18 protein-coding genes are annotated in these 19,379 nt (G+C 74.5%); 14 read left to right on the top strand and 4 right to left on the bottom strand.

Annotation, left to right across the window (positions count from 1 at the left end; translation table 11 throughout):
* The first annotated feature begins 249 nt into the window (after nucleotides 1–249).
* From AC5RWQ_RS14415 to AC5RWQ_RS14405, 3 genes are all read left to right on the top strand, one after another.
* On the top strand, nucleotides 250–969 hold the full coding sequence (locus AC5RWQ_RS14415) for an MBL fold metallo-hydrolase (RefSeq protein WP_494283227.1): 720 nt from the start codon (nucleotides 250–252) through the stop codon (nucleotides 967–969).
* A gap of 56 nt (nucleotides 970–1,025) precedes the next feature.
* Complete coding sequence (gene hisS / locus AC5RWQ_RS14410) at nucleotides 1,026–2,348, top strand: histidine--tRNA ligase (RefSeq protein WP_494283226.1); 1,323 nt, start codon at nucleotides 1,026–1,028, stop codon at nucleotides 2,346–2,348.
* A 71-nt stretch (nucleotides 2,349–2,419) separates the two neighbouring features.
* Complete coding sequence (locus tag AC5RWQ_RS14405) at nucleotides 2,420–3,355, top strand: acyl-ACP desaturase (RefSeq protein WP_334492562.1); 936 nt, start codon at nucleotides 2,420–2,422, stop codon at nucleotides 3,353–3,355.
* 88 nt (nucleotides 3,356–3,443) lie between these two features.
* On the opposite strand, the gene AC5RWQ_RS14400 is transcribed toward AC5RWQ_RS14405, so the two are convergent.
* Entirely contained in the window at nucleotides 3,444–3,965 is a 522-nt protein-coding gene (locus tag AC5RWQ_RS14400) for a PaaI family thioesterase (RefSeq protein ID WP_494283225.1), read from the bottom strand.
* A 56-nt stretch (nucleotides 3,966–4,021) separates the two neighbouring features.
* Between AC5RWQ_RS14400 and AC5RWQ_RS14395 the strand changes: the two genes are divergently transcribed.
* The gene (locus AC5RWQ_RS14395) at nucleotides 4,022–4,498 is read left to right on the top strand and encodes a winged helix-turn-helix transcriptional regulator (protein ID WP_494283224.1); all 477 of its coding nucleotides are present in this window, start codon (nucleotides 4,022–4,024) and stop codon (nucleotides 4,496–4,498) included.
* 105 nt (nucleotides 4,499–4,603) lie between these two features.
* On the opposite strand, the gene AC5RWQ_RS14390 is transcribed toward AC5RWQ_RS14395, so the two are convergent.
* Complete coding sequence (locus AC5RWQ_RS14390) at nucleotides 4,604–5,434, bottom strand: SGNH/GDSL hydrolase family protein (protein ID WP_494283223.1); 831 nt, start codon at nucleotides 5,432–5,434, stop codon at nucleotides 4,604–4,606.
* A 248-nt stretch (nucleotides 5,435–5,682) separates the two neighbouring features.
* On the opposite strand from AC5RWQ_RS14390, the gene AC5RWQ_RS14385 reads away from it, so the two are divergent.
* On the top strand, nucleotides 5,683–6,732 hold the full coding sequence (locus AC5RWQ_RS14385) for a S1 family peptidase (RefSeq protein WP_494283222.1): 1,050 nt from the start codon (nucleotides 5,683–5,685) through the stop codon (nucleotides 6,730–6,732).
* On the opposite strand, the gene AC5RWQ_RS14380 is transcribed toward AC5RWQ_RS14385, so the two are convergent.
* The gene (locus AC5RWQ_RS14380) at nucleotides 6,719–7,369 is read right to left on the bottom strand and encodes a DUF998 domain-containing protein (RefSeq protein WP_494283221.1); all 651 of its coding nucleotides are present in this window, start codon (nucleotides 7,367–7,369) and stop codon (nucleotides 6,719–6,721) included. The genes AC5RWQ_RS14385 and AC5RWQ_RS14380 overlap by 14 nt on opposite strands.
* Nucleotides 7,370–7,498: 129 nt before the next feature.
* On the opposite strand from AC5RWQ_RS14380, the gene aspS reads away from it, so the two are divergent.
* The 4 genes from aspS to AC5RWQ_RS14360 all read left to right on the top strand — a co-directional run bounded on the left by aspS (nucleotide 7,499) and on the right by AC5RWQ_RS14360 (nucleotide 12,453).
* Entirely contained in the window at nucleotides 7,499–9,304 is a 1,806-nt protein-coding gene (aspS, locus tag AC5RWQ_RS14375) for an aspartate--tRNA ligase (protein WP_494283220.1), read from the top strand.
* Nucleotides 9,305–9,384: 80 nt separating this feature from the next.
* Entirely contained in the window at nucleotides 9,385–10,197 is an 813-nt protein-coding gene (locus AC5RWQ_RS14370) for a sugar nucleotide-binding protein (protein ID WP_494283219.1), read from the top strand.
* A gap of 322 nt (nucleotides 10,198–10,519) precedes the next feature.
* The gene (locus AC5RWQ_RS14365) at nucleotides 10,520–11,113 is read left to right on the top strand and encodes a helix-turn-helix domain-containing protein (RefSeq protein ID WP_494283218.1); all 594 of its coding nucleotides are present in this window, start codon (nucleotides 10,520–10,522) and stop codon (nucleotides 11,111–11,113) included.
* Nucleotides 11,107–12,453: an MFS transporter gene (locus AC5RWQ_RS14360; protein WP_494283410.1), complete on the top strand. Its 1,347-nt coding sequence runs from the start codon at nucleotides 11,107–11,109 to the stop codon at nucleotides 12,451–12,453. Before AC5RWQ_RS14365 ends, AC5RWQ_RS14360 begins: the two co-directional genes overlap by 7 nt.
* A 17-nt stretch (nucleotides 12,454–12,470) precedes the next feature.
* Here AC5RWQ_RS14360 and AC5RWQ_RS14355 read toward each other — a convergent pair whose 3' ends face one another.
* Nucleotides 12,471–13,211: a GNAT family N-acetyltransferase gene (locus AC5RWQ_RS14355; protein WP_494283217.1), complete on the bottom strand. Its 741-nt coding sequence runs from the start codon at nucleotides 13,209–13,211 to the stop codon at nucleotides 12,471–12,473.
* 26 nt (nucleotides 13,212–13,237) lie between these two features.
* Here AC5RWQ_RS14355 and AC5RWQ_RS14350 point away from each other — a divergent pair, with 26 nt between their 5' ends.
* From AC5RWQ_RS14350 to AC5RWQ_RS14330, 5 genes are all read left to right on the top strand, one after another.
* Nucleotides 13,238–13,792, top strand: coding sequence for a GNAT family N-acetyltransferase (locus AC5RWQ_RS14350; RefSeq protein ID WP_494283216.1), 555 nt, complete (start codon nucleotides 13,238–13,240; stop codon nucleotides 13,790–13,792).
* A gap of 94 nt (nucleotides 13,793–13,886) precedes the next feature.
* The gene (locus tag AC5RWQ_RS14345) at nucleotides 13,887–14,108 is read left to right on the top strand and encodes a hypothetical protein (protein ID WP_091656616.1); all 222 of its coding nucleotides are present in this window, start codon (nucleotides 13,887–13,889) and stop codon (nucleotides 14,106–14,108) included.
* A gap of 75 nt (nucleotides 14,109–14,183) precedes the next feature.
* The gene (locus AC5RWQ_RS14340) at nucleotides 14,184–15,683 is read left to right on the top strand and encodes a replication-associated recombination protein A (RefSeq protein WP_494283215.1); all 1,500 of its coding nucleotides are present in this window, start codon (nucleotides 14,184–14,186) and stop codon (nucleotides 15,681–15,683) included.
* A gap of 2,456 nt (nucleotides 15,684–18,139) precedes the next feature.
* Nucleotides 18,140–18,763 (top strand): hypothetical protein, encoded by a 624-nt coding sequence (locus AC5RWQ_RS14335; RefSeq protein ID WP_494283409.1) that lies wholly within the window; start codon nucleotides 18,140–18,142, stop codon nucleotides 18,761–18,763.
* Between the two features lie 145 nt (nucleotides 18,764–18,908).
* A complete protein-coding gene (locus tag AC5RWQ_RS14330; protein WP_334494038.1) occupies nucleotides 18,909–19,370 on the top strand; it encodes a DUF948 domain-containing protein in 462 nt (153 codons plus the stop codon).
* Nucleotides 19,371–19,379 lie beyond the last annotated feature (9 nt).

Genomic DNA, 19,379 nt, shown 5'->3' with positions numbered 1-19,379 from the left:
TTCCTCTACCTGGTCGTCACCGGCGGTCGGGCCGCCCGCGCCCGCCGCGTCCGCAGGTGCGCCACGCCACACGCCCGCCAGAGTGTACGGGTACCCGCTGTGAAAGTGGTGTACGAGGTCCGGGCTGGGTTTATCGGAGTACATCACTGTGCCGCACGGGGTGCGGGGGACGGGTGGGTCCCGGATATCCGGTCGCCGCTACGGCTAGGCTGCCCTCAGGGACGACGACTCGACGGAAGGGGAGCGGACGTGCTCGTGGCCGGCTTTCCCGCGGACGCCTTCGGCACCAACTGCTACGTGGTGGCGACCGCGCCGGGGGAGCAGTGCGTGGTGGTCGACCCCGGCATCGGGGTGCTCGACCGGCTCGACGCCGTGCTCGCCGAACACCGTCTGCACCCGGCCGCGGTGCTGCTCACCCACGGCCACCTGGACCACACGTTCTCCGTGGCGCCGGTCTGCGGCGCGCGCGGCATCCCCGCGTACGTCCACCCGGACGACCGGGAGCTGCTGGCCGACCCGGCCAAGGGGCTCTCCGCGGACCTCACCCAGCTCTTCGGTGGCCGGCTGCCGTACACCGAGCCGGACGACGTGGCCGAGCTGACCGACGGCGCGACCCTGGCGCTGGCCGGGTTGGAGATCGCCGTCGACCACGCCCCGGGCCATACCGGCGGGTCGGTGCTGTTCCGGTTGCCCGGCGCCGGCTCGCCCTGGGAGGCCGAGCAGATCTGCCTCTCCGGTGACGTGCTCTTCGCCGGCTCGATCGGCCGCACCGACCTGCCGGGCGGCAGCATGCCCCGGATGCTGTCCAGCCTGCGGGAGAAGGTCCTCCCGCTGGCCGACGACACGGTCGTCCTGCCCGGCCACGGCCCCGCGACCACCATCGGCCGCGAGCGCGCGACCAACCCGTACCTCGTCGAGGTGGCGGAGTCCGGCGACGCGCGCCCGGCCGCGCCCACCCGCGGCCTGTAGCCGCACCGCGCCCACGATCTCCCCGCGCCGTCTGCGCGGGACGCAAGGAGTACGTCATGAGCAAGCCCACGCCCATCTCCGGCTTCCCGGAGTGGACGCCCGCCCAGCGGATGATCGAGCAGTTCGTCCTCGACCGGATCCGCGCCACCTTCGAGCTGTACGGCTTCGCCCCGCTGGAGACCCGCGCGGTGGAGCCCCTCGATCAGCTGCTGCGCAAGGGGGAGACGTCCAAGGAGGTCTACCTGCTGCGCCGGCTCCAGGCCGACGCCGACGGGCCGGCCGGCGACGACTCGCTCGGCCTGCACTTCGACCTGACCGTGCCGTTCGCCCGGTACGTGCTGGAGAACGCCGGCAAGCTGCAGTTCCCGTTCCGCCGCTACCAGATCCAGAAGGTGTGGCGGGGTGAGCGCCCGCAGGAGGGGCGCTACCGCGAGTTCCTCCAGGCCGACATCGACATCGTCGACCGGGACACCCTGCCGGCGCACTACGAGGCCGAGATGCCGCTGGTGATCGGCGACGCCCTGCGGTCACTGCCGATCCCGCCGGTGCGGATCCAGGTCAACAACCGCAAGATCTGTGAGGGCTTCTACCGGGGGGTCGGGATCGACGACCCGGCGGCGGCGCTGCGCGCGGTGGACAAGCTCGACAAGATCGGTCCGGCGAAGGTGGCCGAGCTGCTGGCCGAGACGGCCGGGGCGAGCGAGGCGCAGGCCAAGGCGGCCCTGGCGTTGGCCGAGATCTCCGCGGCGGACGCCTCCTTCGCCGACGCCGTACGCGCCCTCGGGGTCGACGACCCGCTGCTCGACGAGGGCATCGCCGAGCTGGTCGCCGTGATGGACACCGCGGTCGCGCACTCGCCGGGGCTCTGCGTGGCCGACCTGCGGATCGCCCGCGGCCTGGACTACTACACCGGCACCGTCTACGAGACGTCTCTGGCGGGCTACGAGCGGTTCGGCTCGATCTGCTCCGGTGGCCGGTACGACAACCTGGCCAGCTCCGGCAACGTCCGCTTCCCTGGGGTGGGCATCTCGATCGGGGTGACCCGGCTGCTCGGTGTGCTCTTCGGCGCCGACGCGCTGTCGGTCTCCCGCAGCGTGCCGACCTGCGTGTTGGTCGCGGTGACCACCGAGGACGAGCGTCCGGCGAGCAACCGGGTGGCCGAGGCGCTGCGCTCCCGGGGCGTCCCCACCGAGGTCTCGCCGAACGCGGCGAAGTTCGGCAAGCAGATCCGGTACGCCGAGCGGCGCGGCATCCCGTACGTGTGGTTCCCGGGCGCCGACGGCGACGAGGTGAAGGACATCCGCTCGGGCGAGCAGGTCGCCGCCGCGGCGGGGGAGTGGACGCCGCCCCGGGAGGACCTGAAGCCGCTGGTCGGCTGAGGCTCATTACTGGCGCGTACGCGCGATCGGACCTACGGTAGCGTAAGTTACGCCACCGTAGGGAGATCGTCGTGACCGTACTCAGCCAGACCGCCCTGCTCCTGGAACTCGAGCCCGTCGTGGAGAAGAACCTCGACCGCCACCTGTCGATGGCGAAGGAGTGGTTCCCGCACGAGTACGTGCCGTGGAGCGAGGGGCGGACCTTCGACGGGCCGCTCGGCGGCGAGGCGTGGTCGGCGACCGACTCGGCCATCCCGGACGTGGCCCGGACCGCGTTGATCGTCAACCTGCTCACCGAGGACAACCTGCCCTCGTACCACCACGAGATCGCGACGCTCTTCGGTCGGGACGGGGCGTGGGGGACCTGGGTGCACCGGTGGACGGCGGAGGAGGGGCGGCACGGCACCGCCATCCGCGACTATCTGACGGTGACCCGGGCGGTGGATCCGGTGGCGCTGGAGCGGGCCCGGATGACCCACATGTCGGCCGGCTACCACAACGTGCACGGCGACGAGGTGCTGCACTCGCTGGCGTACGTGTCGTTCCAGGAACTGGCGACCCGGATCTCGCACCGCAACACCGGGCGGGCCACCGGCGACCCGGCCTGCGAGGCGCTGCTGGCCCGGGTGGCCGCCGACGAGAACCTGCACATGGTCTTCTACCGCAACCTGCTCGGCGCGGCCTTCGAGCTGGCCCCGAGCCAGGCCATGCGGGCGGTCGCCGACGTGCTGGCCGACTTCCAGATGCCCGGCGTCGGCATCGACGGCTTCGCCCGCAAGTCGGTGGCGATCGCGCTGGCCGGCATCTACGACCTGCGCCAGCACCGGGACGAGGTGGTCGTCCCGGTGCTGCGCCAGTGGGACGTCCTCACGGTGACCGGCCTGGACGCCGACGGCGAGGCCGCCCGCGACCAGATCGCCGCCCACCTGGACACCCTCGACCAGCAGGCCGGCCGCTTCGAGGAGAAGCGCGCCGCCCGCGCCGCCCGCCTCGCCACCCGCCTCTGACTGCCCCCGCCCCGAATGGCCGCTCTTTCCCGGAAAGAGCGGCCATTCGGCGTGCCATGGCGACTCTTTCCAGGAAAGAGCCCCGGGGTCAGGGGGTGGTGGGGGTGCTCAGGGGGAAGAGGAGGCAGGTGGAGGTGGCGTGGGCGATCAGGCGTCCGTTGGCGTCCGTCAGTTTCGCCTCGGCCAGGGCGGTGCGGCGGCCGCGTTGGAGGACGGTGCCCTCGCAGCGGAGGATGCCGCTGGCGACGGTGACCGGGCGGAGGAACTTCACGTTCAGGTCCAGCGAGGTGTAGCCGACGCCGGCCGGCAGCGTGGTGTGCACGGAGCACGCGGCGGCGGTGTCCAGCAGGGTGGAGATGACGCCGCCGTGCACCGTGCCGAGCGGGTTGTAGTGGAACTCCTGCGGTACCAGCTCCACCACGACCCGGCCCTCCTCGGCCTCCATCCGGGCCATGTCGATCAGGTGCATGATCGGTGGAGCGGCCAGCTCGCCGGCGATCATCGCGCGCATCAGCTCGAGGCCGCTGCGCCGGCCGACGTGGGCGGCCCCGGCCACCGGGTCGGACCAGGAGAAGGTACGGCTGCGCGCCGGATCCTGCGTCTGAGTCATGGACTCAGCGTGGCAGCGCGTTGCTGAGTCTGTCAATCAGATCTAGCCTGGTGGCCATGAGACCCGCGGCACTGGACTGGTCGGTGGAGAACTGCACCATCGCCCGGGCGATGGCGATCCTCGGCGAGCGCTGGACCCTGGTGGTGCTCCGCGAGGTGTTCAACGGCATCCGCCGCTTCGACGACATGCGGGTCCGCACCGGCATCCCGCGTCAGGTGCTCACCGACCGGCTCGCCACCCTGGTGGAGCATGGAGTGCTGCGCCGCGAGCCGTACCGGGAGCCGGGCAGTCGGCTGCGCCACGAGTACCGGCTCACCGACAAGGGGCTCGACCTCTGGCCGGTGCTGGTGGCGGTGCTGGGCTGGGGCGACCACTACCTGGCCGACCCGGACGGCTCCCCGCTCAGCGTCACCCACCGCGACTGCGGCGCCGAGGTCCGCGTCGCACTGCGCTGCGCCGAGGGGCACGAGTTGGCCGATCCCCGCGAGGTGGTGCCCCGCCCGGGCCCGGGGGCGCGCCGCCGGGTCGACTGACAGCGAGGAGGTACGAGAGAGTCCTACCTGGCTGCCGTGCACGCGTCAGGTTGAGCGTCCGCGAACCGGCGCGCGGACGGCGACCGCCCGCGCACCGGCCGGGTGTCACCAGCCGAAGCCGCTGGCGTACGAGAAGCTGGCCAGCACCGCCTGGCCGCTGGTGTTCGGGTGGAAGTAGTCCCAGGTGGAGACCTGGCTCAGCACGAACGGGTAGCCGAACACGGCGTTGTCGTCGAAGTCGCAGTTCGCGCCGTAGGCCGTGCAGGCCTGGGCGAGCTGGGTGTTGTAGTCGATCACGCGCTGCCGGACCCGGGCCCGCCGGTCGACGTCCGCCTGGGCCGTGGAGGTGGCGTTGGCCAGCATCGACTGGCAGATGCCGAAGGTCGACCAGGCGCTGAGCGCGCTGAAGTTGCTCCGGCCGATGTACCAGAGCCGGTAGATGTCCGGCACGCTGATCACCGCGACCCGGGCGTTGGGCAGGCCCGCCTTGATCCGGTTGAGCGCGCTGTCGATGTTGGCCCGGTAGGTGGCCACCGACGTCATGGTGGATTCCGAGCTGGTGCAGGCGTCGTTGGCGCCGATCAGCATGGTGACGTACTCGACGCCCTGGCTGACCGCGGTGCCGGCCTGGCCGTACATGTCCGCGGACTTGGCGCCGCTGCGGGCGTCGTTGTAGTTGCGGCCCTGGATGGTCGGGTTGACCGCGCGGATGCGCAGGTAGTGGCTGTTGACGCTGCCGTAGTCGCCGGTGCTGAACGAGCGCGACGTGCAGTCGACGTACCAGCCGCAGGCGTTGAAGCCGCGGGTGATGGAGTCGCCCATGCTGGCCATCGAGTTGGGCGGTGGGCTGGTGGCGGCGGTGGACGGGCTGGCGGCGAGCAGGACGAGGGCGGTGGCGCTGGCGAGGGTGGACAGTGCGCGTCGGATGAGGGTCATGGTGGCCTCCGGATCACGGGCGCCGGCGTGCTGCGGTGGCCAGATCGTATAGACCACTCTCTGTGTCCACAATGTTGCTTCACGGTTACATGGGGCGGTGGGGTGAATTCGGGCAAAGTTGGGTCTTGCCTATGAACTTAAATATGTGAATACTTCAGCTCACTCGGCCGGTTTCCCCAGGTCGGCCGGGTGGTCCTGGGGCGCGTCACCCCCGGCGCGGCCCGTCACCCTCTTCTGGAGGTTGTTACATGCGACCCACGAGGTCATCGCTCCGCCGCGCCGCCGCCGTCGCCCTGGCCGGCACCCTGGTCACCGGCGCGCTGCTCGGCGCACCCGCGCAGGCGGCACCCGCCTCGCCCGCCTCGCCCGACACCGCCGCCACCCTCGCCCAGCGCCTCGGCGACCGCGCCGCCGGCACGTACGCCGACGCCAGCGGCAAGATGGTCGTCGCCGTCACCGACGCCATCGCCGCCCGCCAGGTCCGCGCCGCCGGCGCCACCCCGAAGCTCGTCACCCGGGGCGCCGCCCAGCTCAAGTCCGCCACCGCCGAGCTGGAACGCTCCGCGAAGATCCCCGGCACCGCGTGGTGGACCGACGCCGCCACCAACCAGGTCGTCGTCTCCGTCGACAGCACCGTCACCGGCGCGAAGCTGGAGCAGGTCAAGGCCGCCGCCGCGCGGACCAACGGCACCGTCCGGGTCGAGAGCGAGCCGGGCGTGCTCAGCAAGCGCCTCTCCGGCGGCCAGGCCATCTACACCGGTGGCTACCGCTGCTCGCTCGGCTTCAACGTCCGAAGCGGCAGCACGTACTACTTCCTCACCGCCGGGCACTGCACCAACCTCGGCTCCACCTGGTACTCGAACTCCAGCCAGACCACCGTGCTGGGCAGCCGGGCGGGCACCAGCTTCCCGGGCAACGACTACGGCATCGTGCGCTACACCAACGGCAGCACGCCGCCCGGCAACGTCTACCTCTACAACGGCAGCTACCAGGACATCACCACCGCCGGCAACGCGTACGTCGGCCAGGCCGTCAAGCGCAGCGGCAGCACCACCGGCCTGCGCAGCGGCAGCGTCTCGGCCACCGGCGCCACGGTGAACTACGCCGAGGGTTCCGTCTACGGCCTGATCAGGACCAACGTCTGCGCCGAGGGTGGCGACAGCGGCGGCTCGCTCTTCGCCGGCAGCACCGCCCTGGGCCTCACCTCCGGTGGCAGCGGCAACTGCTCCTCCGGCGGCACGACCTACTTCCAGCCGGTCACCGAGCCGCTGGGCGTCTACGGCGTCAGCGTCTACTGATCGACCTCCCGCGAGCGGGCCGCCGGTGCACCGGCGGCCCGCTCCCGTGCGCCCCCACCACCAGCAGCGGGGCGAGTGCCTCCGCGCCGGCGGCCACCCGCTCGGCCAGCCCGATCCGGGCGCCGCCGCCGGACAGCTCCACCACGAACCAGCCGACCAGGGCCAGCAGCAGCGCGGCGAGGGCCGCACCACGGACGGCGGTCAGCCGGGCGCCGGGCGCACTCCGGGCGGCGCCGGACGCGCGGTGGCCGGGTGCGGCGAGCGCCGGCCAGAGGGCCAGCGCGCCGAAGGCGACCGCGGCGGCGAGCCCGTGCGCAGTGGACGAACCCCGCTGCGTCGGCAGCGGGAAGGCCGCCACGGCCAGGGTGGCGACCCCACCCAGGGCGAGCAGCAGCCGGCCGGCGCGGCGCAGCGGCCGCAGCCCGGCCGCCGTCACGCAGTGGCACAGCCCGAGACCGGCCAGGGCGATCGTCATGATCCAGCGGTCCGTCGCGTCGGCCGCCGCGAGCGCGCTGATCGTCCCGCCCACCTGGTCGAAGCCGCCCGGCTGGCGGGTCGCCGCCCAGCTCCAGCCGCCGATCAGCAGCACCGGGGCGGCGGCGGAGGAGAGCAGGGCCCAGCGGGGTACGACGCGCACCCGGCACACCGTACGCGCCGGCGGCGCCCCGACGGCCGGCCGGCAACCACGCCCGGTGACATCGCCGGACGGGACGGCCTGACAGAATGCGGAGGGCAGAGGTGTACCGCAGATGAGGAGACGCAAGTCGTGATCCGTACCCATGACGCCGGCAGCCTGCGCGCGACGGACGCCGGCACCACGGTGACGCTCGCCGGGTGGGTGGCCCGCCGGCGCGACCACGGCGGTGTCATCTTCGTCGACCTGCGCGACGGCTCCGGCGTGGTCCAGGTGGTCTTCCGCGAGGAGGACGCGCACGCGCTGCGCAACGAGTTCTGCGTCAAGGTCACCGGTGAGGTGACCCGCCGCCCGGAGGGCAACGAGAACCCCGACCTGCCGACCGGCGAGATCGAGGTGACCGCCACCGCGCTGGAGGTGCTCTCCGAGGCGGCGCCGCTGCCGCTGCCGGTCGACGACCAGATCGAGGCCGGCGACGACATCCGGCTCAAGTACCGCTACCTCGACCTGCGCCGCAGCGGCCCGGCCAACGCGCTGCGGCTGCGCTCGCGCGCCAACCAGCTCGCCCGGGGTGTGCTGCACGAGCGCGACTTCCTGGAGATCGAGACCCCGACGCTGACCCGGTCCACCCCGGAGGGCGCCCGCGACTTCCTGGTCCCGGTCCGGCTCCAGCCGGGCAGCTGGTACGCGCTGCCGCAGTCTCCGCAGCTGTTCAAGCAGCTGCTGATGGTCGGCGGCATGGAGCGGTACTACCAGATCGCCCGCTGCTACCGGGACGAGGACTTCCGCGCCGACCGGCAGCCGGAGTTCACCCAGCTCGACATCGAGATGTCCTTCGTCACCGAGGACGACGTGATCGACCTCGGTGAGGCGATCGTCTCGGCGCTCTGGAAGGACCTGGCCGGGCACGAGATCTCCCGGCCGATCCCGCGGATCACCTGGCACGACGCGATGTCCCGGTACGGCTCCGACAAGCCGGACCTGCGCTACGGCGTCGAGCTGACCGAGCTGACCGACTACCTGCGCGGCACCGAGTTCCGGGTCTTCGCCGGCGCGATCGACGCGGGCGGCTACGTCGGCGCGGTGGTCATGCCGGGCGGCGCGTCGCAGACCCGCAAGGAGCTGGACGGCTGGCAGGACTGGGCCAAGGCGCGTGGCGCCCGCGGCCTGGCGTACGTGGTGCTCGACGCGGAGACCGGCGAGGCGCGCGGCCCGGTGGCGAAGAACCTCTCCGCCGCGCACCTGGGCGGCCTGGCCGACGCGGTCGGCGCGAAGCCGGGCGACGCGGTCTTCTTCGCCGCCAGCGCCAACACCCGGGAGGCGCAGGAGCTGCTCGGCGCGGCCCGGATCGAGATCGCCAAGCGGACCAAGCTGATCGACGAGTCCGCCTGGGCGTTCTGCTGGGTGGTCGACGCGCCGATGTTCGAGCGCACGGACGAGGGCGGCTGGACGGCCGTGCACCACCCGTTCACCTCGCCGAACGCGGAGTGGGTCGACCGCTTCGAGGAGGCCCCGGACCGGGCGCTGGCCTACGCGTACGACATCGTCTGCAACGGCAACGAGATCGGCGGCGGTTCCATCCGTATCCACCGGGGCGACGTGCAGCAGCGGGTCTTCGACCTGCTCGGCATCACCCCGGACGAGGCGCAGGACAAGTTCGGCTTCCTGCTGGAGGCGTTCAAGTACGGCGCCCCGCCGCACGGCGGCATCGCCCTCGGCTGGGACCGGGTCTGCATGCTGCTCGCCGGCGCCGACTCGATCCGCGAGGTCATCGCCTTCCCGAAGACCCGCGGCGGCTTCGACCCGCTGACCGGCGCGCCCACGCCGATCACCGCCCAGCAGCGCACCGAGGCCGGCATCGACGCCAAGCCCAAGGCCCCGACCGGCCCGCACGCCGGCACCGCCGGCCCGGCCGCCCCGGTGGCCGACCCGGTCTGACGCGTCGTTTTTCCAATCAGGAGGTCTGCGTCATGATGACGCGGACCTCCTGATCGTTTGCGGGAAAGTGGGGACGGGCGATGACGCTGCTGGTGGTCGGGGTCGGTGGGTTCCTGGGCGGGGAGATCTGCCGGCGCGCGGTGGCCGCCGGCCGGACGGTGGTGGGGACCTGGCACACCACGCCCGTCAACCTGTCGGGCGTGGCGCTGCGGCGACTGGACGTGACCGACCGCGAGGCGGTGCGCCGGCTGGTCGCGGCGGTGCGGCCGGACGCGGTGGTGGGCACGCCGTACCGCAACGACGACTGGGCGGTCACCGCCGACGGGGCGGCGCACATCGCGTACGCGGCCGCCGAGGCGGGAGCCCGGCTGGTGCACCTTTCCAGCGACGCGTTGCACGCCGGCCGTCCCGCGCCGTACGGCGACGATGAGGCGCCCAGCCCGATCCACTTCTACGGGGCCGCGAAGGCGGCGGCGGAGACCGCGGTCCGGGCGATCGACCCGTCGGCCGTGCTGGTGCGCACCTCGCTGATCGTGGGGGAGGGGAGCAAGCAGATCCAGTTGTGCCGCGACGCGCTCGCCGGCCGGGGCGCCCTGTTCACCGACGAGATCCGCTGCCCGGTCGACGTCGCCGACCTCGCCGAGGCGGTGCTGGAGCTGGTGGCCTCGGCGTACGCGGGCCCGCTCAACGTCGCCGGACCGGACGAGGTGAGCCGGGCCGACCTCGGCCTGCTGGTGGCCCGCCGGTACGGCCTCGACCCTGCCGGGTTGAAGACCACCACCGGGGCGGCGTTGGGGTTGGTCCGCCCCACCGAGGTCCGTCTCGACTCCACGCGCGCCGCCGATCTGCTGCGGACCCGGCTGCGCGGCGTGACCGAACTGCTCGCCGCCTGACCGCTTCCGTTCTCCCCGACACGGCTCGCCCTCACCCGCTCCGCGCGACGCATCCGTCGCTGGGCGCGGCTCCCGACCCGGCGCTGCTGCTGAGTCGGCCCGGCGGGGCGTCACGCACGGTGATGCCTACCTAGCCCACATATCGCTCTCGCGGAGAAGTGGCCGCCTGCGTCGACACGCGCGACATGTGCCCGCGCGGGCGAGCGGGTAACGGGCCGCACGACGCCACGTCATCGCTCGGCGCGGGCCCCGCGAGGTCGGTGTGCACACTTCCTATGCACAGCCCTTGTGCATAGGAAGTGTGCACAGATATTCTGCACTCATGGGAAACGAGGAAAGGGCCGCGCCGCCGCGGGAGGTCCGGCTGAGCCACCGACAGGTTCGGGTGCTGGCCCATCCGCTGCGGATGCGTCTGCTCGGGGCGCTGCGCGTCAACGGGCCAGCCACCGCGACGTCACTGGCCGAGCTGCTCGATACCAACACCGGCGCGACCAGCTACCACCTGCGTCAGCTCGCCGACGTCGGGCTGGTCGCCGAGGATCCCGACCGGGGCAGCGGACGGCAGCGCTGGTGGCAGGCCGTGCACGACGTCACCAGCTGGGAACCGACGGACTTCGACGACGACCCGGATGCCCGGGCGGCGATCCAGTGGATCCACGGCGACCAGGTCCGCCTGCTGGTGGAACGGGCTGAGCGCTGGTTGGCCGTCGAGCACGAGTGGTCGCCGGCCTGGCGGGACGCGTTCGGCATGGGCGACGTCCTGCTGACCATCCCGCCGGACCGCATGGTGGCGCTCAAGGCCGAGCTGTGGCAGGTCCTGGAGCGGTACCACGCGGAGGCGGACCCGGCCGAGCCCGGCGCCGAGCCGGTGCAGATCTTCGTCGCCGGCTACCCGATGCGGGAGGGAAAATCGTGACCGCGCTCTCCGTACGCCAGGTCCGGTTCCGCTACCTCGCCCTCTACGGCCTGCGCTGGCTGCCGACCGGCCTGTTGATCCCGGTGATGATCCTGCTGATGCAGGAGCGCGGCCTGTCGCTGTCCCAGATCGGCCTGGTCGCCACCGCGCAGGGGTTGGTGGTGCTCGCGCTGGAGTTGCCCACCGGCGGCCTCGCCGACGCCCTGGGCCGCAAGCCGGTGCTCGCCACCGCCTGGACGCTGAACCTGGTCGCGCTCACGGTGTTCGCGACGGCGAACTCCTTCGCGCTGTTCTTCCTGGTCTGGGCGTTGCAGGGCGTCTACCGGGCGCTGGACAGCGGTCCGCTGGAGTCCTGGTACGTCGACGCCACCCTCGCCGCCGACCCGACCGCCGGGTACGAGCGCGGCCTCGGCTTCGCCGGCACGGTGGCCGGTGTCGCCATCGCCGGCGGTGCCCTGCTCAGCGGCGGCCTGGTCGCCCTCGGCCCGGTCGGCCCGGTCAGCGCCCTGACCGTGCCGGTGCTGGTCGCCATCGGTCTCCAAGCGGTGGCCCTGGTCGTGCTGCTGGCGCTGCTGGTGGAGACCCGACCGGCCCGGGGAGCCGGCGCGCTGCGCGCCTCGGTCGCCGAGGCGCCCCGGATGGTGGGCCAGGCCTTCGGCCTGCTGCGCCGCTCCCGGGTGCTGCTCGCCCTGGTCGCCGTCGAGCTGTTCTGGGGCTTCGGCATGGTCACTTTCGAGTCGCTGCTCCCGGTCCGCCTCGCCGAGGTGACCGGTGACGCCGAACGGGCGGCGGCGCTGCTCGGGCCGGCCAGCTCGGCGGCCTGGCTCGCCTCGGCGGCGGGCGCGGCGCTGACCCCGCTGCTGCTGCGCTGGCTGGGCGCCGCGCCGAGCGCCGCGCTGCTGCGGATCGTCCAGGGCGCGACCGTGGTCGGCATGGGGCTCTTCGCCGGCCCGGTCGGGGTGCTCGTCGCGTACCTGGCCTGCTACACCGTGCACGGCGCGTCCAACCCGCTGCACATGGGCCTGCTGCACCGCCAGGTCGACGGGCCGTACCGGACCAGCGTCATCTCGCTGAACTCGATGATGGGGCAGCCGGGCTTCGCGCTCGGCGCGGTACTGCTCACCGCGATCGCCGACACCAGCAGCGTCACCACGGCGATGCTGATCGGCGCAGTGGTGCTCGCCGTCGCCGCACCGCTCTACCTGCCCGCGTGGCGCGCGGGGCGGACCACGGCCCAGGACGAGGCCGCGGCGCCGCCCGCCGGGCCACCCGGCGTTCCCGACGGGGCGGACCGTCCCGCCGTGCCGGTCGCGGCGCCGTCCGGGGCGCCGACACGGTGACCGGACATCGGGAACCGTCAGCCGAGCTGGACCGAGCTGCGCGGCTCGGTGCCGGTGTAGCCGAGCCGACGGTAGAGCCGGATCGCCCCGACGTTGTCGGTATAGACGCCGAGCGCGACGTGGTCGTACCGCGCGGCCAGGGCGCGGGTCATCCCGGCGGTCAACGCCGCCCCGAGCCCCCGGCCCCGCCGGTCGGTCGCCACCGTCAATCCCGCCAGGAAGCCGATGTGACCCCGGCTGCGGTCCGCCCCGCAGGCCACCAGCCGGTCCCCGTCGCGGATGCCGTACCAGTCGACGATGTGCGGGTCGCCCGGGCGGGAGGTGGTGGTCGGGAAGGAACCCTCGATCAGCGTGACCAGGGCCGGGTGGTCGGCCTCGGTGAGGCGGACCACCCGCTCCTCCTCCGGCTGCGGCGGCGGGGGAGCGGCGGTCCAGAGGAAGTCCCACTCGTTCAGCCGGGCCACCGTCAACCGGCTGGTCACCTCGGCCCGGTCCGCCCGGGGCACATTCAGCCACTGGCCCGAGCGCAGCGTCCCGTCGGCCACCAGGCCGGCGAAGACGTCCAGCGCCGGTCCGGGCGCGCCGATCGCGCCACCGGCCGGCCCCTGCTCCGGCGGCAGCAGCCAGCCCACCGTCCCGTCCCGTCGCCAGCCGCGCGCCCCGTGGGCGCGCCAGAGCGCGTGCCGGGCGTACGGGTGGTGCCCGGTGGCGGCCAGGAGGGCGTCCCGACCCGTCAGGAGCTGGTCGGCAGTGATCATTCCGGCAGCCTACGAGAGGAAGTCTGATGACCGAGATCCGCTCCGTACGTCCGGTCGAACTGACCGGTTCCGGGTGCACCCTGCGGGAGTGGCGCGACGACGACGTCCCGGCCCTGCACGCGCTGACCAGCGATCCCCGCCTCGCCCAGTGGGTGCTCGACGAGGCGCCGCCCTCCCTCGACGACATCCGCGCGGCCGTTCCGGCGTGGCGACGGGAGGCGCAGGACGCGCCGCGGTCGCAGTACCGGCTGGCCGTCGTCGCGGGCAACCGGCTGGTGGGCGCGGGGACGCTGAGCGTGGAGAGCCCGGTCCACCGCCGGGGCGAGATCGGCTACGTGCTCCATCCCGACCACTGGGGGCGCGGCCTGGGCACCGAGATCGCCCGTCTGCTGGTGGGCCTGGGCTTCGAGCAGGTGGGCCTGCACCGGATCGAGGCCACCACCCGCCCGGACCACACCGCCTCCCGCCGGGTGCTGGAGAAGGCCGGTCTGCGGCCGGAGGGGGTGAGCCGTGAGCACCTGTTCGTCCGTGGCGGCTGGTGGGACTCGGTGCGGTACGCGGCGCTCGCGACGGACCGGTGAGCCACCCGGCCCCCTCCACGGTGGAGATTGACGAACAGACCGATTGGGTACATCAGGCGTCGACCCACTGGTAACCCCCACCGGAGGAACGCAAATGCTCGCCATTCTCGCGGCCATCGTGTTCGGCTTCGCCCTGCTGATCGACTTCCTGAACACGAACTTCGGCGCCCCCGACCTGTTCAACACCCACACCCTGATGCTGATCGGCTTCCTGCTGCTCTCCCTCTACCTCGCCGGGGTCGGCTCGGGCCCGCGCGGTGGTGGCGGTGGTGGCGGCGGCCGCTGGTACCGGGGTCGTCGTCCGGGTCGTGGCTGACCGGAACGGATCACAGCCGGTCGGGTCCACGGCGCGATTCCAGCGTCATGGGCCCGGCCCGGTACTGTCTTCGTGATGGAGTCCGACGCCCTTTTCACCCTCGGGGAACCTGCCGGCGCGCCCCGCGCTGCCGTGGGTTCACCAGGCGTGGACGGCTTCACGGCCGTCGCGGCGGATTCGCCCCTGCCCGTCCGGATGCGTCCGGCCAGCATCGATGAGCTCGTCGGTCAGGGACACCTGCTCGCCCCCGGCGCCCCGCTGCGCCAGCTGGTCGGCGGTGGGGCCCCCATGTCGGTCATCCTCTGGGGCCCGCCGGGCAGCGGCAAGACCACCATCGCCCATCTCGTGGCCCGGGCCACCGACCGTCGCTTCGTCGCCATGTCGGCGCTCTCCGCCGGGGTCAAGGACGTCCGCGCCGTGATCGACACCGCCCGCCGGGAACGCCGCTCCGGCGGCCCGCAGACCGTGCTCTTCATCGACGAGGTGCACCGGTTCAGCAAGACCCAGCAGGACTCCCTGCTCGCCGCCGTCGAGGACCGCACTGTCACGCTGCTGGCGGCGACGACCGAGAACCCGTACTTCTCGGTGATCTCCCCGCTGCTGTCCCGGTGCGTCCTGCTCACCCTGCAACCGCTGGACGAGGCGGCCGTCCGGGGCCTGCTGCGCCGCGCGGTCGCCGACGAGCGGGGTCTGGGCGGCGCGCTCACCCTCGCCCCGGACGCCGAGGACCACCTGGTCCGCCTCGCCGGCGGTGACGTCCGCAAGGCGCTGACCGCCCTGGAGGCCGCTGCGGCCTCCGCCACGGCGCTCGGCGCCGACCGGATCGACCTCGCCACCACCGAGCAGGCGGTCGACGTCGCCGCCGTCCGCTACGACCGTGACGGCGACGCGCACTACGACGTGACCAGCGCCTTCATCAAGAGCATGCGCGGCTCGGACGTCGACGCCGCGCTGCACTGGCTGGCCCGGATGCTGGTGGCCGGCGAGGACGCCCGGTTCATCGCCCGCCGGCTGGTCATCTTCGCCAGCGAGGACGTCGGGATGGCCGACCCAACGGCGCTCGGCGTGGCCACCGCGGCCGCGCACGCCGTGGAGTACGTCGGCCTGCCCGAGGCCCAGCTCAACCTGGCCCAGGCGGTCATCCACCTGGCCACCGCGCCGAAGTCCAACTCGGCGACCACCGCCATCGGCGCGGCGATCGCCGACGTCCGGGCCGGGCGCGGTGGGTCGGTGCCGAGGGGCCTGCGCGACGCGCACTACGCCGGCGCCCGGGGTCTGGGCCACGGCACGGGCTACCGCTACCCGCACGACGACCAGCGCGGAGTGGTCACCCAGCAGTACGTTCCCGACGATCTCGTCGGGACCGACTACTACCGGCCCAGCGGGCACGGGGCCGAGCGGTCGGTGGCCGCCCGGCTGCCGCTGCTGCGCCGGATCGTCCGGGGGCTGTCCGCCCCGGCGTCGCGTGTCGACGCGCCGGTGCCGGCGGTGAGCGGCCGTCGCCCGACGGGCACGGGGCACGCCGACGGGGCGGATGAGGGCGGCATCGACGCCGTCGGAGAGGGTCAGCTGTGACATCGCGTGGTGGGGAGCGACCGCAGGAGGGTCCCGACGAACGGCGCGACCCCCGCGCCAAGGGGCGCCGCTGGGGCCGGGGGCGCGGGGAGGAAACGCCGCCGGAGCCGGCCGGCGAGGAGTTCGGCTGGATCGACGACCTCCGTACCGCCAAGCAGCAGCGCACCGAACTGGGCCCGGACGGTGCTCCCGCCGGCCCGGCGCCCGGTGGTCGGGGCCCGGCCGTCCCGCCCGGTGGTCCCCGGCCCGGCCCGGCCGACGGTCCCCGGCCGGGTCGTCCCGACGGGCCTCCGCCGGCCCGTGGCGCCGCCCCCGGTCAGGCCACCCCACCGGTCCGCGGGGGTTGGCCCGCCGCTCCCGAGCAGCGCCCCCGCCCGGGCGAGGGACCCTGGCCCGGTCCGGCGGCAGCCGGTCGACCGGGGCGCGGGGGACCGGACCGCCCGCAGCCCGAACCGTCCCGCCCCGACGGTCCCGGGCAGGCGCCGCCGGCCCGGCCCACCTCGGGCGCGGCCGCACCGGGCGCCGGCCCGACCCCCGCCCGCCGCGGCGCCCCCCAGGGTGCCCGCCCGCCGGCCGACCGCACCGACGCCGACCGGCGCGGTGGGCCGGCCGGCCCGGCCCCGGCCGCGCGCCCGGCCGGTGGCGTGCCGGCGCAGGGCGGCTTTCCGCCGGGCCCGCGCCCGTCCACCGGTGCCGGCGCGGCCGGCTTCCCGGATCCCGGACGACGTGACCCTTCGCAGGGTCGGACGGCGCAGGACGGGTTCCCCTCCGACCTCGGGCGACGTCCACCCGCCCAGGGTGACGTCCCGCCGGGGCAGCGTCCGCCGGCCCGGGGCGCCGCCGCCCGCCGGGGCGCCTTCCCGCCGGATCCCGGCCAGCCCACACCGGTCAGCGGCGCGCCGCTGCCGGGCCCGTCGACGCCGGTGAGCGGCGTCCCCCGCCCCGAGCCCGGGGCCGCCGACCCGCGGACCGCTCGCGGGCGTCGCGCCGCCGCCGCTCCGGACACCGCAGAGGCGCCGGGCGACCGACGTCCGGGCGGCCCCGCCGCACCGGAACGCCGCACCGGCCGCCGCCGCGCGGCCGAGCCGGACGAGGCCGCGGCGCCGCTGACGGGCAACGGCCCGCCCGTGCCGGGCCTCGGCCCGGCGGCGAACACCCCCGCCGCGGGGACCGGAGCGGTCCCGGTGATCGGGCCGACCGGCACCGGCCGGCGTCGCCCGCAGCCCGGCCCGGACGCCGAGGAGCCGACCGGTCGTCGGGCTGCCCGGCCCGGCCCGGACGCCGAGGAGCCGACCGGTCGTCGGGCTGCCCGGCCTGGACCGGACGCCGAGGAGCCGACCGGTCGTCGGGCTGCCCGGCCTGGACCGGACGCCGAGGAGCCGACCGGTCGTCGGGCTGTCCGGCCCGGCCCGGACACCGAGGAGCCGACCGGTCGTCGGGCCGTCCGGCCCGGACCGGGTGGTGCGCCCCGCGGTGACCGGCCGGAACGACCGGCGGACTGGCTGCGGCAGGCCGGGCGTACCTCGCACACCGACCCCGGCCTGCCGGTGGTCGAGCGCGCGTCCGGCTCCGCCGCGCCCCCGGCTGCGAAGGGGGTGGGCCGCCGTACCGCCTCGACCGCGGGTGCCGCCGCTCCCGCCGGACGCGCCCGCCCCGGTGGGGAGGCGCCCCGTCCGGGTGCGGAAGCGGCCCCGCCCCGCCCCGGCCAGTCCGGTCCCGCGCGGGGCGCCGCCCGGCCCGGTCAGCCCGCCACGTCCGGACCGTCCGGTCCGGCGCGGGGAGCGGCCGGCGACGGCTCCCAGCCTGTCCGTGACCCGCGCGCCGAGACCGTCGGCCCGCGCCCGGGCGGTGCCGCCGCGGCGCCGGACCGCCGCGCCGACAGCCCTCGACCCGATGTTCCGGACCCGGTCACCGGCCCCCGCCTCGGGGTCCCGGATCCGGCGGCCGGTCCGCGTACCGGCGGTCCGGACGCTCCCGCCGGCCCCCGGCCCGGCACGCCCGGCCCGGTCCGGGCCGCAGCGCGTCCGGGCGGTCCCGCCACCGGCACCGCCCGACCGCCCGCTCCGGGCGACGACGCCCGCCCGCCCGGCGTCGGGCCGCGCGGCGGTACGCCCGCCGGCGCCGCGCCGGTCGCCGGCCAGGCCGCGGTCGCCCGGGCGGCCGCGCCGACCGGCCGGCCGCAGCCGGGCCCCGAGGAGCGCGCCGGACGGCCGTCCCCGCCGCAGGGGCAGCCCGGCCGGCCCGAGCCGTCCGGCGTCGCCGTCGTAGCCTCGGCCGCCCGGGCGGAGGCGCCACCGGCCGTCGCGCGGGCGTCCGCCGTGGTCGCCCCGGCCGGTCCGTGGCCCGACCCCGCCGGCCCGGTCAGCGGGCCACCGTTGCGTCCGCCGGCCGGGGAGGAGACCGACGACGCCGGTCCGGGTGGCCTGCGCGGCGCCCGGTCCGAGCTGCGCCGGCAGATGCGCGAACGACGCCGGCTGCGGCTGGGCATCCTGGCGCTGGTCACCTTGGTGCTGCTCGGCGCGGTCCCGCTCTACTTCGGCATCCGGACGCTCAGCCACGACCCCGTCTTCGACACCCTCGACGAGTTGGGCGTGCCGGGCTGGGCGGCGGTGAAGACCGTCGACAACGTCAGCGGCAGCCGCTGGTGCCTGCAGGACTGCCGGCTGCGCGAACGCACCGTCACCTCCGACCGTGCCCCGGAGGAGACCGCCCGGGTCTACGCCCAGGCGCTGGCCGCCGAGGGTTGGCGCCCGTGGCAGGTCGCCCGCTGCCCGGAGCAGAAGGAGAAGGGCAGCTACACCTGCTGGCGCCGCGACGAGCTGACCCTCGACCTGTGGGTACGGCAGCCGACCTGCGTACCGCCGCCGGTGAACGGGGCGCCGGCGGTGCCGCCGTCCCCGGTGCCCCCGCCCGCTGCGGGTAAGTGCACCGGATCGTTGGTGTCGGTGAAGGTGCGCAACGCGATCGACGACGAGCGGACCCGGCCGCAGCCGAGCACCGACCCGTCGCTGACCGGTGAGGATCCGTTCCCGACGTTCACCGACGACCCGCTCGGAGAACCCACCGGCTCACCATCCTGAGCCGGTTTCCATCACGGACGGTAGGGTCTGGGGCTGGCGAACCCGCCGGCCCCGCTGACCCCTGGTGAGTCGATGGACGCCGAGTGGGTCGGACGGTCGAGTGCCGGGACGCCGGGTCCCGGAACTCTGTATGAGGAGGACAGGCGTGGAGCCTTTGGATGTCGCGGCGTTGGTCGCGGCGATCGCTTTCGCGATGCTGGTGCTGATCCTGACGCTGCCCATCCTGCGGCTCCGCCACACCGTGGACGCCGCGACCCGGATGATCAACGACCTCAACGAGCAGACCACCCCGCTGCTGGGCGACGTCAACACCACGGTGAAGAACGTCAACACTGCCCTGGAGCAGGTGCAGACCTCGCTGGACGGGGTCAACCTCCAGCTCGCCAAGGTCGACACCATGACCACCCACGCCCAGAACGTCACCGCCAACGTGGCGAACCTGGCGACGGTGGTCTCCGCCGCCGCCGCCAACCCGCTGGTCAAGGTGGCCGCCTTCGGCTACGGCGTGCGCCGGGCCGCCTCGGCCCGCCGGCACGCGGAGACCGAGCGTGAGGTGCGCGACACCATCAAGCAGCAGCGTCGCGCCGCCCGGCGCGGCAACCACTGACCCGGCCGG

It is taken from the genome of Micromonospora sp. BS32 (genome assembly GCF_059089345.1).
The sequence above is the reverse complement of the archived record's forward strand: the minus strand, read 5'-3'. Positions and strand labels throughout refer to the sequence as shown.

What these genes read in the sequence shown, in the direction of transcription:
- hisS (WP_494283226.1), top strand. Translation starts at nt 1,026, where the DNA reads ATGAGCAAGCCCACGCCCATCTCCGGCTTCCCGGAGTGGACGCCCGCC.
- AC5RWQ_RS14400 (WP_494283225.1), bottom strand. Translation starts at nt 3,965, where the DNA reads ATGACTCAGACGCAGGATCCGGCGCGCAGCCGTACCTTCTCCTGGTCC.
- AC5RWQ_RS14395 (WP_494283224.1), top strand. Translation starts at nt 4,022, where the DNA reads ATGAGACCCGCGGCACTGGACTGGTCGGTGGAGAACTGCACCATCGCC.
- AC5RWQ_RS14390 (WP_494283223.1), bottom strand. Translation starts at nt 5,434, where the DNA reads ATGACCCTCATCCGACGCGCACTGTCCACCCTCGCCAGCGCCACCGCC.
- AC5RWQ_RS14385 (WP_494283222.1), top strand. Translation starts at nt 5,683, where the DNA reads ATGCGACCCACGAGGTCATCGCTCCGCCGCGCCGCCGCCGTCGCCCTG.
- AC5RWQ_RS14370 (WP_494283219.1), top strand. Translation starts at nt 9,385, where the DNA reads ATGACGCTGCTGGTGGTCGGGGTCGGTGGGTTCCTGGGCGGGGAGATC.
- AC5RWQ_RS14365 (WP_494283218.1), top strand. Translation starts at nt 10,520, where the DNA reads ATGGGAAACGAGGAAAGGGCCGCGCCGCCGCGGGAGGTCCGGCTGAGC.
- AC5RWQ_RS14355 (WP_494283217.1), bottom strand. Translation starts at nt 13,211, where the DNA reads ATGATCACTGCCGACCAGCTCCTGACGGGTCGGGACGCCCTCCTGGCC.
- AC5RWQ_RS14350 (WP_494283216.1), top strand. Translation starts at nt 13,238, where the DNA reads ATGACCGAGATCCGCTCCGTACGTCCGGTCGAACTGACCGGTTCCGGG.
- AC5RWQ_RS14345 (WP_091656616.1), top strand. Translation starts at nt 13,887, where the DNA reads ATGCTCGCCATTCTCGCGGCCATCGTGTTCGGCTTCGCCCTGCTGATC.
- AC5RWQ_RS14340 (WP_494283215.1), top strand. Translation starts at nt 14,184, where the DNA reads ATGGAGTCCGACGCCCTTTTCACCCTCGGGGAACCTGCCGGCGCGCCC.
- AC5RWQ_RS14335 (WP_494283409.1), top strand. Translation starts at nt 18,140, where the DNA reads ATGCGCGAACGACGCCGGCTGCGGCTGGGCATCCTGGCGCTGGTCACC.